Origin of the sequence: Methylobacterium tardum (assembly GCF_023546765.1) — a bacterium.
Classification (GTDB): Bacteria; Pseudomonadota; Alphaproteobacteria; order Rhizobiales; family Beijerinckiaceae; genus Methylobacterium; species Methylobacterium tardum.
Genome location: NZ_CP097484.1, coordinates 5,309,621 through 5,321,869 on the forward strand (window position 1 = coordinate 5,309,621; position 12,249 = coordinate 5,321,869).

Consider the following 12,249-nt stretch of genomic DNA (forward strand, 5'->3'; position numbering starts at 1 on the left):
CAGGACGTCGCGCATCCCTGGATTGCTTCGCTGCGCTCGCAAGGACGGGGGGGCCTCGGCTCCTGGGCCGAGGGCGGCCCTCACATGTTCGGGTAGTTCGGCCCGCCCGGGCCCTCCGGCGTCACCCAGTCGATGTTCTGGTTCGGATCCTTGATGTCGCACGTCTTGCAGTGGACGCAGTTCTGCGCGTTGATCTGGTAGCGCACCCCGTCGCTGGCGGAGGAATCCTCCACCCACTCGTAGACGCCCGCCGGGCAGTAGCGGCCCGAGGGCCCGCCGTAGACGTCGTGCTCGGAGCGCTTCTGCAGCTCCAGGTCGCGAACCTTGAGGTGGGGCGGCTGGTCCTCCTCGTGGTTGGTGTTCGACAGGTAGACCGAGGACAGCCGGTCGAAGGTCAGCTTGCCGTCGGGCTTCGGGTAGACGATCGGCGTCACCTCCGAGAGCGGCTTGAGGCAGGCGTGATCCGGCTTGCCGTGCTTGAGCGTGCCGAACGGCGAGGCGCCGAGGATGCTGGTCGCCCACATGTCGATCCCGCCGAGGCCGACGCCGACCAGCGTGCCGTAGCGCGACCAGAGCGGCTTGACGTTGCGCACCGCCTTCAGGTCCTGCCCGATCGGGCTGTCGCGCCAGCCGGCCTCGTAGGCGGTGAGCTCGTCGCCGGCGCGGCCCGCCTTCAGGGCATCGGCGATGGCGTCGGCCGCCTGCATGCCGGAGAGCACCGCGTTGTGCGAGCCCTTGATCCGCGGCACGTTCACGAAGCCGGCCGAGCAGCCGACCAGGCAGCCGCCGGGGAAGACCAACTTGGGCACCGATTGCCAGCCGCCCTCCATGATCGCCCGCGCGCCGTAGCCGATGCGCTTGGCGCCCTCGAAGGTCTCGGCGATCAGCGGGTGGGTCTTGAAGCGCTGGAACTCCTCGAACGGCGACAGGGTCGGGTTCTCGTAGTTCAGGTGCGTGACGAAGCCGACCGAGAGCAGGTTGTCGTCGAAATGGTACAGCCAGGAGCCGCCGCCGGCCCGGTTGGGCAGCGGCCAGCCCATGGTGTGGCGCACCAGCCCCGGCTCGAACTTGCCGGGCGCGAGCTGCCACAGCTCCTTCACGCCGAGCCCGTACTTGAACACGTCGCTGTGCCGGTTGAGTTCGAAGCGCTGGATCAGGCCCTTGGTCAGGTTGCCCCGGGCGCCCTCGCCGAACACCGTGTACTTGGCGCGCAATTCCATGCCGCGGGTGTAGTCCGCGCGCGGCTCGCCCGACCGGCCGATGCCGAGGTCGCCGGTCGCGATGCCCGCCACGGAGCCGTTGGCGTCGAACAGCACCTCGGAGGCCGGGAAGCCCGGGTAGATCTCGACGCCGAGCGCCTCGGCCTGGGCCCCGAGATACTTGCAGACGTTCGACAGCGAGCCGACGAAGTTGCCGTGGTTCGACATGAGCTTGGGGAAGAACAGGTTCGGCACGGTGAGGCCGCTGTTCTTGGTCAGCAGCATGAACTCGTCGCGCTGAACCTCGGTCTTCAGCGGCCGATCCGGATCGGTGCGCCACTCCGGCAGCAGCCGGTCGAGGCCGCTCGGGTCGATCACCGCCCCCGACAGGATATGGGCGCCGACCTCCGAGCCCTTCTCGGCGACGACGACGGAGATCTCCTCGCCGATCTCGGCGGCGCGCTGCTTCAGGCGGATCGCGGTGGCGAGCCCCGCCGGTCCGGCGCCGACCACGACCACGTCGAAATCCATGCTCTCGCGTTCGGGCAGCGCCATCCTCACGTTCCTTTTCTTGTTCCGGCGCCCGGTTCGTCGCCGGGCCGGCCTTCCTGATGCCGTCTCAAGCGATTCCAAGCTAGAAAGGCAAGTTGCCGACGCCCAGGGTTATGGCAAAGTTCCCTTTGCCGCACGGCAGACTAGCGAGGTGATCCAACCTGCGCCCTCATCCTGAGGGTCCCGCGTGAGCGGGTCTCGAAGGAGGGCTCCAGGGATCGCGCGGCCGGCTGGAGGGCTCTCCTTCGAGGCCTCCGCTGCGCTTCGGCACCTCAGGATGAGGGCGCGGTTGGGACGATCCGTATCGGCCTCCCGGTACCGCGCTGTTCGGTCACGCAAGTCCTTGGCGGCTGGCCGCTTTCAAGAGTTGTCCACAGGCCTCGGCCGCCCCACATTCTGAAGTCCATGCCGAGCCCCACCGACACGCAAGCCGACCTGATCGCCTATCTCGACTTCCACGTGGAGGCCGGGGCCGACGCGGCGCTCGACGAGCAGCCGCACGACCGCTTCGGCGAGGCCGACACGCCCGCACCGACCCTGCGCGCGCCCCGCCGCACGGCGCCCCGAGCCGCCGAGCCGCCGGCCGGCGCGGTCGCCAACACGCTCGTGCCGCCCCCCGGATCGCCGCCGCCGGCCGCGGCGCCGCGCACCTTCGGCCGCGCCGCCAGCGCCCAGCCCGACGAGGCCGCGTCCGACGCCCGCGCCCGGGCGCGCCGGCCAGGACGCTCGACGAGCTGGAGCGGATCCTTGCGGATTTCGATGCCTGCCCGCTGCGCTTCACCGCCAAGAACCTCGTCTTCGCCGACGGCAATCCGGAGGCGCGGGTGATGTTTCTCGGCGAGGCGCCCGGCGCCGACGAGGACCGGATCGGCAAGCCGTTCATGGGCCGCTCGGGCCAGCTCCTCGACAAGATGATGAAGGCGATCGGTCTGGATCGGTCGAGCGCCTATATCGGCAACATCGTGCCCTGGCGGCCCCCGGGCAACCGCAACCCGACCCCCCAGGAGGTGGCGGTGTGCCGGCCGTTCGTGGAGCGCCAGATCGAGCTGGTCGACCCGGACATCATCGTCTGCCTCGGCGCGCCCGCGACCCAGACGTTGACCGGCACCAAGGACGGGATCCTGCGGACCCGCGGCCGGCTGTTCCCGTACAAATTGCCGAGCCGCGAGGCGAAGGTGCTGGCGACGCTGCACCCGGCCTTCCTGCTGCGCCAGCCGGTGCAGAAGCGCCTGGCGTGGCGGGATTTCCGCGCCCTGCGCGCGCTGCTCGACGGGAAAGCTTGACCGGGATCGCGGAACCGGGTCTCCCCTCCCACCATTAGAGCTTCGTTCCCGCCGGTGGTCCGCCACCGGGCGGGCCAAGCGACGTGCACACAGCCGTGGGCTGCCCGAGGCAGCCGGCGCGGCATCGATGGCGGGACCCAACCATGCGCTGGGAAGATCTACGCAGCTCCGACAATGTCGAGGATCGTCGGGGCGAGGGCGGCGGCGGCATGGGCTTCCCCGGCGGCGGTGCCGGCGGGCTCGGCATCGGCACCATCGTGGTGCTGCTGATCGTCAGCTACTTCACCGGCATCAACCCGGCGATCCTGATCGGCGGTGCCGAGCGGATCGGCGGCGGCCGCGCCCAGCAGGAGCAGCCGGCCGACCCGCAGACCCAGGCCCGGCGCCGCCAGGCGCCCACCGACGAGAGCGGGCGGTTCGCCTCGAAGATCCTGGGCAACACCGAAGACGTGTGGAGCCAGATCCTGCCGCAGCAGACCGGCAAGCAGTACACGCCGACGACGCTGGTGCTCTATACCGGCGGCACCCGCTCCGGCTGCGGCTCGGCGCAGGCCGCCATGGGCCCGTTCTACTGCCCGCTGGACAAAAAGGTCTATCTCGACACCGGCTTCTTCAAGGAGATGGCCTCGAAGTTCGGCGTGAAGGGCGATTTCGCCTACGCGTACGTCATCGCCCACGAGGTCGGCCACCACGTCCAGGACGTGCTCGGCATCCTCGGCAAGGTCCAGGCCCGCCAGCAGCAGGCTTCCAGCAAGACCGAGGCGAACGCCCTGTCGGTGCGCATCGAGCTAATGGCCGACTGCCTCGCTGGCGTCTGGGCCAAGAATTCCAACGACAAGTACGCCGAGCTCGATCAGGGCGACATCGGCGAGGCGCTCAACGCCGCCGCGCAGATCGGCGACGACGCCCTGCAGCAGCGCTCGCGGGGCTACGTGGTGCCGGATTCCTTCACCCACGGCTCCTCGGCCCAGCGCCAGCGCTGGTTCTCGGCCGGCTACAAGAGCGGCCAGACCAAGGCCTGCGACACGTTCCGGACTGCGAACAACTGAAGTCGGGCCGCCGGTTTGAGGCGGCCCGTATCCGTGCTTGCGCGCGCAGCGAAGCGATCCGCGGACGCGCGACGTCCTGAGAAGTCCCGCTGCCCTGGGTCGCTTCGCTGCGCTCGCGATGACGGCGCGGGGTCAGATCTGATCCCTCACCCCCGGCTCAGCCGCCTCGCATTGGCCTGGACCTTCCGCCGGTAGCTGCGGATCACCTTGCCGTTCGAGGCACCTGCGGCGAGCATCAGGGCGGCCTCGCCGGCGGCCAGCATCTTCTCGGTCACCATCAGCTGCGCCTCGGCCTGAGCCGCCGGGCCGCCGAGGGCGAGCATCGCCATCCGCTGGGCGATGACGCCCTGCGCCTCCAGCCCCAGCATGGCCATGTCCATGCCCGTCATCCACCAACCGAACAGCATCGCGATCCTCTTGTTGCCCAGGGCAACGGCCGAGCCTGATCCTGGGTCCCGGGATGCGCCCAGGCCTGCGCCGGACGCAAGCGTTATCCCGCACTGCGGCAACCCGCCTTTGCGCCGCGTCGGCCGATGCCGTAAGCGCCCGGGAGATATCCCGGATAGCGACCTCCCGGACAGCGCCCGCCTGCCATGATACGCCTGGACAAGATCACCAAGCAGAACGGGCGCCAGCTCGTCTTCATCGAGGCCTCGGCCGCCCTCCAGCGGGGCGAGAAGGTCGGGCTCGTCGGTCCGAACGGCGCCGGCAAGACCACCCTGTTCCGGATGATCATCGGCCAGGAGCAGCCCGACGAGGGGCAGGTCTCCGCCGACCGGGGCATCACCATCGGCTATTTCAGCCAGGATGTCGGCGAGATGTCGGGCCGCAGCGTCGTCACCGAGGTGATGGATGGGGCCGGTCCCGTGAGTGCGGTGGCGGCCGAGCTCGCCGAGCTCGGCGCCGCGCTCGCCGACCCGGAGCGGGCCGACGAGATGGATGCATTGATCGAGCGCTACGGCGAGGTCCAGGCCCGGTTTGAGGAGCTCGACGGCTACGCCCTGGAGGGCCGGGCCCGTGAGGTGCTCGACGGCCTCAGCTTCAGCCAGGAGATGATGGACGGCGATGTCGGCGCTCTCTCGGGCGGCTGGAAGATGCGCGTGGCGCTCGCCCGCATCCTGCTGATGCGCCCGGACGTGATGCTCCTCGACGAGCCGTCGAACCACCTCGACCTGGAGAGCCTGATCTGGCTCGAATCGTTCCTTAAGGCCTATGACGGCGCCCTGCTGATGACCTCGCACGACCGCGAGTTCATGAACCGCATCGTCACCAAGGTCATCGAGATCGATGGCGGCGCGCTCACCACCTATTCGGGCGACTACGCCTTCTACGAGGGCCAGCGGAAGCTGAACGAGGCGCAGCAGCAGGCGCAGTTCGAGCGCCAGCAGGCGATGCTCGCGAAAGAAATCGCGTTCATCGAGCGCTTCAAGGCCCGGGCGTCCCACGCCGCCCAGGTGCAGAGCCGGGTGAAGAAGCTCGACAAGATCGAGCGTGTCGAGCCGCCCCGGCGGCGGCAATCCGTGGCCTTCGAGTTCCAGCCGGCGCCGCGCTCGGGCGACGACGTCGTGATGCTGAAAGGCGTGCACAAGCGCTACGGCAGCCGCACGATCTACGAGGGGCTCGACTTCTCGGTGCGGCGCAAGGAGCGCTGGTGCGTGATGGGCATCAACGGCGCCGGCAAGTCGACGCTGCTGAAGCTCGTCACCGGCACCACCGAGCCCGACGACGGCGCGGTCACGGTCGGCGGCAGCGTCAAGCTCGGCTACTTCGCCCAGCACGCCATGGACCTGCTCGACGGCGACCGCACCGTGTTCCAGACCCTGGAGGATGCGTTCCCGCAGGCGGGCCAGGGATCGCTCCGGGCGCTCGCCGGCTGCTTCGGATTCTCGGGCGACGATGTCGAGAAGCGCTGCCGCGTGCTGTCGGGCGGCGAGAAGGCCCGGCTGGTGATGGCCCTGATGCTCTACGACCCGCCGAACTTCCTGGTGCTCGATGAGCCGACGAACCATCTCGATATGGGCACCAAGGAGATGCTGATCACGGCGCTCGCCAATTACGAGGGGACGATGCTGTTCGTGTCCCACGACCGGCACTTCCTGGCGGCGCTGTCGAATCGGGTGCTCGAAGTGACCCCGGACGGCATCCACCAGTATGGCGGCGGCTACACCGAGTACGTCGCCCGCACCGGCCAGGAGGCGCCGGGCCTGCGCAGCTGAGGGGCGGCGCAGCTCCGTCATCGTGAGCGCAGCGAAGCGACCCAGGGCAGCGCGACCTCGGTCGGCGTGGTGCCGGCTGGACTGCTTCGCTCCGCTCGCAAGGACGGCAGAGGGTTTCGGCCGGAAGCCCTGCGACCGGCGCGCCGCTATTCCGCTGGGATGCCCCGCGCTAGGTTGAGCGGAAACGGCCCGGGTGAGACGCCGTGCGACGCCTCCTGAAATTCCTGCACACGATGGGATCGGCCGGATTGCTCGGCGCGATGGCCGCGCTGGTCGTCCTGCTGAGCCTCGCGCCCGCGCCGGCGGCTCTGTCGGGATACGCGGCGATCCGGGGTGCGATGGGCGCGGTCGCCACCTGGATCTTCCTGCCGTCCCTGACCGTGACGCTGATGTCGGGCCTGCTCGCGATGGCGCTGAACCGCGCCTATCTCAATGCCGGCTGGGCGTGGCTGAAGCTCGCTACCGGCGTCCTGATGTTCGAGGGCGGCCTGGTCTACGTGCAGGGTCCGATGAAGCGGGAGGCCGAGCAGAGCGCGCAGGCGCTCGCCGGCACGCTCGATCCCGCCGCCTTGGCGGTCTCGCTGCCGGGCGAGCGGGGCACGCTCTGGGTGCTGCTCGCCGTGGCCACCGCGAACGTGGCGCTCGGGATCTGGCGACCGCGCGTGCTGCGGATCCCCACCTAAGGACGTCTCTTCGAACCGCGCCCTCCTCCTAAGGCGCGAGCGGAGCGAGCCTCGAAGAAGCCCTGCCCGCTGCGCGATCCCTGAAGCCCTCCTTCGTGGCCTTCGCTGCGCTCCGGCACCTCAGGATGAGGGGGGCAGGTGGGACCGCCGGTGATCCGGAACAGCCGCGCCTGGACCCCGAACGCGTGAGGCGGCAGACCTTATTTCCCAATACAGAAGCCGGCAAACAATCGGTCGAGCACATCCTCGACACCGACATGGCCTCCGACTTCGCCGAGCGCTCGGACCGCCATTCGCAGATCCTCCGCGGCGAGTTCCGGCAGGCCGCCGGCGCCGGCCTGCAACCGGTCGAGATGGACCACGCAGGCCTCGAGCGCCGCCCGGTGACGCGCTCGGGTGATCAGCGCGTCGCCGGCGCCGAGCCCGGTTTCCGCCGCCGTCTGGATGGTGTCGAGCAGGGTCTCAAGACCGGCGCCGGTCCGCGCCGAGACGGCAAGCCCGGCATGATGTGAGCCGGCAAAAAGATCGGCCTTCGTCAGGATCGGCACGGCCGGAACCTCACCCGTGTCGACGTCCGGTGGCGTCCCGTCGGGAGGAACGAGAAGCAGCACCAGATCGGCGCCCGCGATCCGCTGGCGGGTTCGGGCGATGCCCTCGGCCTCCACTGGCTCCGCCGTGTCGCGCAGGCCCGCGGTGTCGACCAGCAGGACCGGCAGGCCGCCGAGGTCGAGCCGGACCTCGATCGCGTCCCGGGTGGTCCCCGGCACGTCCGAGACGATCGCGACCTCGCGCCGGCTGAGGGCGTTCAGCAGTGTCGATTTGCCGGCGTTGGGAGCACCGGCCAGGACCACCGTGAAGCCGTCGCGCAGCCGCTCGCCCCTGCGGCCGTCGCGCAGGGCCGCCACGATGGCGTCGCGCAGCGCGGCGGCCCGGCCGAACAGGGCGGCGTCGAGGCCGGCATCGTCCACGTCGCCCTCGTCGGCGAAGTCGAGGGCCGCCTCCGCGGCGGCCAGGCAGTCGATCGCCTCGGCGCGCCAGGCCGCCACCTGCCGGCTGAGGGCACCGTCGAGTTGGCGCAGCGCCTGGCGGCGCTGTCCTTCGGTCTCGGCATCGATCAGGTCGGCGACCGCCTCGGCCTCGGCGAGATCCATCCGGCCGTTCAGCACGGCGCGGCGGGTGAAGGCCCCCGGTCCCGCGGCCCGGCAGCCCGGGAGACGCGCGAGTGCCGCGAGCACACCCATCCGCACCGCCGACCCACCGTGTAGGTGCAGCTCGGCCATGTCCTCGCCAGTATAGGTGCCCGGACCCGGAAACCACGCGACCAGGGCCCGGTCGAGCTCGACCCCGTCGGCGGGATCGCGGAGCATCCGGAGTGACAGCCGCCGCGGCGGCGGCAGGGTCCCCGCCAGCGCCATGACGACATCCCCAGCGGCCGGGCCGCTGATCCGGAGTACCGCAACCGCGGCGCGGCCGAAGCCGCTGGCGGGAGCGAAGAGCGTGTCGGTGTCAGTCATGGTCTTCGAAAGGCGTGACGCTCCGCGGCCGCCGGGCCGCCGGGACAGGATTTCACGTGAAACAACCGTCCGGCCGTATACCATCCTGGCGCCATTCTGCGGCTGCAAGACGAAAGCGGACGCGCCGAATCGGGAATCGCCATGACGCTCTGGACTCGCCGCAGCATCGGCCGCGGCCTGCTGATCGCGCCCGCTTCCCTGCATCTGCGGCCGGCCCGCGCCGGAACCGGGACCGACCTCGCGGCGATCGAGAGCCGGCTCGGCGGCCGCCTCGGCGTCTCCGCAGCCTCGGCCGGGCGCGTCTTGATCGGACACCGCGCCGATGCGCGCTTCCCTCTGTGCAGCACCTTCAAGGTCCTGGCCGTCGCGGCGGTTCTGGCCCGGGTCGATGCCGGGTCCGAGACGCTGGAGCGGAGCGTCGCCTACGGACCGGACGACCTGCTGAGCTACGCGCCGGTGACCCGGACGGCTCTGGAAACCGGTGGTAGTGGCCGCCTCACGGTTTCCGACCTCTGCGCGGCCGCCCTCGAATGGAGCGACAACACCGCTGCGAACCTGCTGCTCGCGCGCCTCGGCGGCCCTAAGGGCCTGACCGCGTGGCTGCGGAGCCTCGGCGATCCCCTCACCCGGCTCGACCGCACCGAGCCGACCCTGAACACCGCGATCCCCGACGATCCGCGCGATACCACCACCCCGGAGGCCATGCGCGAAACCCTCGCGCGGATCCTGCTCGGGTCGGTGCTGGCCCCGCCGTCGCGCGCGCGGCTGGAGGGCTGGATGGCGGCGTGCCAGACCGGCTTCAAGCGGCTCCGCGCCGGGCTGCCGCCGGACTGGCCGGTGGGCGACAAGACCGGCAGCGGCGACAACGGCACGGTGAACGACGTCGCGATCCTGCGGCCGCCAGGGCGTGCGCCGGTGATCGCGACCGTGTACGTCACCGGCTCGGCAGCCCCCGCGGCGGCCTACGAGGCGGCCTTCGCGGAGATCGGCCGGCTCGTCGCCGCGCGGGCGGCCGGTGCGTGAGACCGGACACATCATGGCCAAGACAGCCGCGAAGACAGCCGCGAAGGCCCCAGCCAAGATCACACGTGCGACGCAGGCCCTCGACAAGGCCGGATACTGCTACAGTGTCCACACTTACGCTTACGATCCGGACGCGGCCCGCATCGGCCTCCAGGCCGCGGAGGCGCTGGGCGTCGATCCCGGCCGGGTGCTGAAGACCCTGATGGCGGCGGTGGATGGACGCCCCGTCTGCCTGCTGGTGGCGTCCGACAAGGAAGTCGCGATGAAGCGCGTCGCTGCCGCCTTCTCGGGCAAGGCCGCCGCGATGCTAAAGCCCGCCGATGCCGAGCGCCTGACCGGCTACCATGTCGGCGGGATCAGCCCGCTCGGCCAGAAACGGCCTTTCCCGACGGCGATCGATGCCGGCTCCCTCGGCGACGCAGGAGCCGAGATCCACGTCAACGGCGGCGGCCGCGGCCTCCAGATCCGCCTGACCGAGGGTGACCTCGTCGCGGCGCTGAACGCCCTGGTCGTCCCGCTCGCCTAGCCGGGCCGGGTAAGGGCGCGTTTACCCTGTTCCTGCACGGTAGCGCCTTCCTGAGAGGTGGGACCGGCATGCGGATCGTGGGGCGCGGGGTGATGGCGGCGCTCGGACTCGCCCTGCTGCCCGCTGGTCCCGGCGCGGCGGCGGATCTCGAGGTCCGCGGCGCCTACGAGTCCGGGGTGAGCGGCAGCCCGCGCTTCTTCCCGCGCAATGACGGGATCGATCGCCGGCCGGTCTACGCCGTCCGGAGCCGGCCGGTGCCGGCGGGCTGCACGCCCCGTCGGGCAAAGGTGCCCACCAACGCGCCGGACGATCCGAGCTATGTCGGCTCGGAATACGGCCTGTCGCATCCGAGCTATTACGGCTTTACGCCGCCGCCGGGCGTCGACGATCCCTTCGGCCGCTCGCTCCTGCCCTATTGTCCCTGACGGGGCGCGGCGCGGAGGCCCCGTCGCGCCGTTCCCGATTGCAACGCGATCGGAAACGGCTCTAGACCGGCGGCACCGCCCCCGGAGCCCGTCCCTTGCCCGAGTCGATCCCGCAGCGTTTCAGCGATCTCACCGCCCTGCGCGGCTGCGTGGCGGGGTGGCGCGCGGCGGGTGAGCGCGTCGTCCTGATCCCCACGATGGGCGCCCTGCACGAGGGCCATCTCGCCCTGGTGGCGGAGGCCCGGAAGCTCGGGCAGCGCATCGTGGCGAGCATCTTCGTCAACCCGACGCAGTTCGGCCCCAACGAGGATTTCGCCCGCTATCCGCGGGACGTGGAATCCGACCTGGCCCTCCTCGGTCGGGCGGGGGCCGATGCCGCCTGGACGCCCGACGTGCCGACCATGTACCCGCCGGGCTTCGCCACGCGGATCGAGGTCGGGGCTCTGTCCGAGGGGCTGTGCGGCCCGTTCCGGCCGGGTCATTTCGCCGGGGTCGCCACCGTGGTTACCAAGCTCCTGAACCAGGTCCGGCCGGACGTCGCTTTGTTCGGCGAGAAGGATTTCCAGCAGCTCCGGGTGATCCAGCAGGCGGTGGCCGATCTCGATCTCGCGGTGGAGATCCGCGGCGTGCCGACCGTGCGGGAGCCGGACGGCCTCGCGCTGTCGTCGCGCAACCGCTACCTCTCGCCCGAGGAGCGGGCGATCGCGCCGAGACTCCACGCCGTGCTGACCGAGATCGCGGCCGCCTCGCGCAACGGCACCCCGGTGGCCGGCCGGATCGCCGCCGGACGGGCCGCGCTGGAAGTTGCGGGCTTCCGGGTTCAGTACCTCGCCGTCTGCGACGCCCGGACTCTGGCGCCGGTGGAGCGGGTCGACGGCCCGGCGCGCGTCCTCGCCGCCGCCTTCCTCGGCCGGACCCGGCTGATCGACAATCTCGCCGTGTAGGTCCGTTTTCGATCCCGTCGACGGCGGGACGCGGGTCGTCGCGGGAGGGCAGGACATCGTCATCCCACCCGCGCCCTCATCCTGAGGTGCCGAAGCGCAGCGGAGGCCTCGAAGGAGGGCTCAAGATGCCCTTGCGATTCCTGGAGCCCTCCTTCGAGGCCCGCTTCGCGGTCTTCTCAGGATGAGGGGAAGGATGGGAAGAGGCCGGTTGCCGCGGCCCTCGCCCTGCCCTGGGCCGCCCTACGCCGGCGCGGGTGTGCCCGCGAGCAGGCGCCCGAGTTCCCGAAGGACCGCGGGGGGCTCGAACGGCTTCTCCAAGCGGCGCACCGCGGCGTAGCGTTCGGGCAGGGCGGCCTGATCGTAGCCGGTGGCGAACACGAACGGCACGCCGCGCGCCGTCAGCAGGTCCGCGACTGGATAGACCATCTCGCCGCACAGGTTCACGTCGAGGATCGCCGCCTCGGGCGCCGCCTCGGTTCGGAGCAGGGCGAGGGCGCCATCGACAGACGCGACCGGCCCGAGCACGGTGGCCCCGGCATTCCGCAGCGCTTCCTCCAGCTCCTCCGCGATGAAGTACTCGTCCTCGACCGCCAGGACGCGGCGGCGGGAGAGTGACCCGGCAGACATCGGCACGACCCTTCCAGGCCTGCAGGTCCGGAGCAGGCCGCGCGAAGGTGCCGCAAATGCGGTCGGCTTCCATCACGTAGGTTGCTCTGGCCCGGATCGGTCCGCAATCGACCGTTGATCCATCGTGCCACGGGCGCCCAATCACCGGTCTGCGCGCCTTCAGCGTCCCCGTGCTGCGGGCCGGCGCCAGAGCGCCGCCCCCGGGAAC

General features: G+C 70.9%; 11 protein-coding genes and 1 pseudogene. 8 read left to right on the forward strand and 4 right to left on the reverse strand.

From position 1 onward, the window contains the following. Positions 1–80: 80 nt before the first annotated feature. The gene (locus tag M6G65_RS25340) at positions 81–1,754 is read right to left on the reverse strand and encodes an electron transfer flavoprotein-ubiquinone oxidoreductase (RefSeq protein WP_250103037.1); all 1,674 of its coding nucleotides are present in this window, start codon (positions 1,752–1,754) and stop codon (positions 81–83) included. A gap of 402 nt (positions 1,755–2,156) precedes the next feature. Between M6G65_RS25340 and M6G65_RS25345 the strand changes: the two are divergent. Then, a pseudogene (locus M6G65_RS25345) lies at positions 2,157–3,034 on the forward strand (uracil-DNA glycosylase). Between the two features lie 143 nt (positions 3,035–3,177). Further along, complete coding sequence (ypfJ, locus tag M6G65_RS25350; RefSeq protein ID WP_250103038.1) at positions 3,178–4,083, forward strand: KPN_02809 family neutral zinc metallopeptidase; 906 nt, start codon at positions 3,178–3,180, stop codon at positions 4,081–4,083. Between the two features lie 146 nt (positions 4,084–4,229). Here ypfJ and M6G65_RS25355 read toward each other — a convergent pair whose 3' ends face one another. Beyond that, positions 4,230–4,490: a hypothetical protein gene (locus M6G65_RS25355; protein WP_238195984.1), complete on the reverse strand. Its 261-nt coding sequence runs from the start codon at positions 4,488–4,490 to the stop codon at positions 4,230–4,232. 186 nt (positions 4,491–4,676) lie between these two features. Here M6G65_RS25355 and M6G65_RS25360 point away from each other — a divergent pair, with 186 nt between their 5' ends. Beyond that, on the forward strand, positions 4,677–6,299 hold the full coding sequence (locus M6G65_RS25360; RefSeq protein WP_238195985.1) for an ABC-F family ATP-binding cassette domain-containing protein: 1,623 nt from the start codon (positions 4,677–4,679) through the stop codon (positions 6,297–6,299). 203 nt (positions 6,300–6,502) lie between these two features. Next, positions 6,503–6,982 (forward strand): hypothetical protein, encoded by a 480-nt coding sequence (locus tag M6G65_RS25365; RefSeq protein WP_238195986.1) that lies wholly within the window; start codon positions 6,503–6,505, stop codon positions 6,980–6,982. A 200-nt stretch (positions 6,983–7,182) separates the two neighbouring features. Here the strand turns inward: M6G65_RS25365 and mnmE are convergent, their stop codons facing one another. Beyond that, on the reverse strand, positions 7,183–8,496 hold the full coding sequence (mnmE, locus tag M6G65_RS25370; RefSeq protein ID WP_238195987.1) for a tRNA uridine-5-carboxymethylaminomethyl(34) synthesis GTPase MnmE: 1,314 nt from the start codon (positions 8,494–8,496) through the stop codon (positions 7,183–7,185). A gap of 141 nt (positions 8,497–8,637) precedes the next feature. Here mnmE and bla point away from each other — a divergent pair, with 141 nt between their 5' ends. The 4 genes from bla (at position 8,638) to panC (ending at position 11,414) form a co-directional block, all read left to right on the forward strand. Continuing rightward, a complete protein-coding gene (gene bla / locus M6G65_RS25375; RefSeq protein WP_238195988.1) occupies positions 8,638–9,519 on the forward strand; it encodes a class A beta-lactamase in 882 nt (293 codons plus the stop codon). A 13-nt stretch (positions 9,520–9,532) separates the two neighbouring features. Next, positions 9,533–10,045, forward strand: a complete 513-nt coding sequence (locus M6G65_RS25380; RefSeq protein ID WP_238195989.1) for a YbaK/EbsC family protein — start codon at positions 9,533–9,535, stop codon at positions 10,043–10,045. A 68-nt stretch (positions 10,046–10,113) separates the two neighbouring features. Next, positions 10,114–10,470, forward strand: a complete 357-nt coding sequence (locus M6G65_RS25385; RefSeq protein ID WP_238195990.1) for a hypothetical protein — start codon at positions 10,114–10,116, stop codon at positions 10,468–10,470. A 95-nt stretch (positions 10,471–10,565) separates the two neighbouring features. After that, the gene (gene panC / locus M6G65_RS25390; RefSeq protein WP_238195991.1) at positions 10,566–11,414 is read left to right on the forward strand and encodes a pantoate--beta-alanine ligase; all 849 of its coding nucleotides are present in this window, start codon (positions 10,566–10,568) and stop codon (positions 11,412–11,414) included. Between the two features lie 240 nt (positions 11,415–11,654). Here the strand turns inward: panC and M6G65_RS25395 are convergent, their stop codons facing one another. Further along, positions 11,655–12,041: a response regulator gene (locus M6G65_RS25395; RefSeq protein WP_238196027.1), complete on the reverse strand. Its 387-nt coding sequence runs from the start codon at positions 12,039–12,041 to the stop codon at positions 11,655–11,657. Between the last annotated feature and the right edge of the window lie 208 nt (positions 12,042–12,249).

Coding starts and splice junctions, on each gene's coding strand:
- M6G65_RS25355 (WP_238195984.1), bottom strand. CDS start 4,490: ATGCTGTTCGGTTGGTGGATGACGGGCATGGACATGGCCATGCTGGGG.
- mnmE (WP_238195987.1), bottom strand. CDS start 8,496: ATGACTGACACCGACACGCTCTTCGCTCCCGCCAGCGGCTTCGGCCGC.
- M6G65_RS25360 (WP_238195985.1), top strand. CDS start 4,677: ATGATACGCCTGGACAAGATCACCAAGCAGAACGGGCGCCAGCTCGTC.
- M6G65_RS25385 (WP_238195990.1), top strand. CDS start 10,114: ATGCGGATCGTGGGGCGCGGGGTGATGGCGGCGCTCGGACTCGCCCTG.
- ypfJ (WP_250103038.1), top strand. CDS start 3,178: ATGCGCTGGGAAGATCTACGCAGCTCCGACAATGTCGAGGATCGTCGG.
- M6G65_RS25395 (WP_238196027.1), bottom strand. CDS start 12,041: ATGTCTGCCGGGTCACTCTCCCGCCGCCGCGTCCTGGCGGTCGAGGAC.
- bla (WP_238195988.1), top strand. CDS start 8,638: ATGACGCTCTGGACTCGCCGCAGCATCGGCCGCGGCCTGCTGATCGCG.
- M6G65_RS25380 (WP_238195989.1), top strand. CDS start 9,533: ATGGCCAAGACAGCCGCGAAGACAGCCGCGAAGGCCCCAGCCAAGATC.
- M6G65_RS25340 (WP_250103037.1), bottom strand. CDS start 1,754: ATGGCGCTGCCCGAACGCGAGAGCATGGATTTCGACGTGGTCGTGGTC.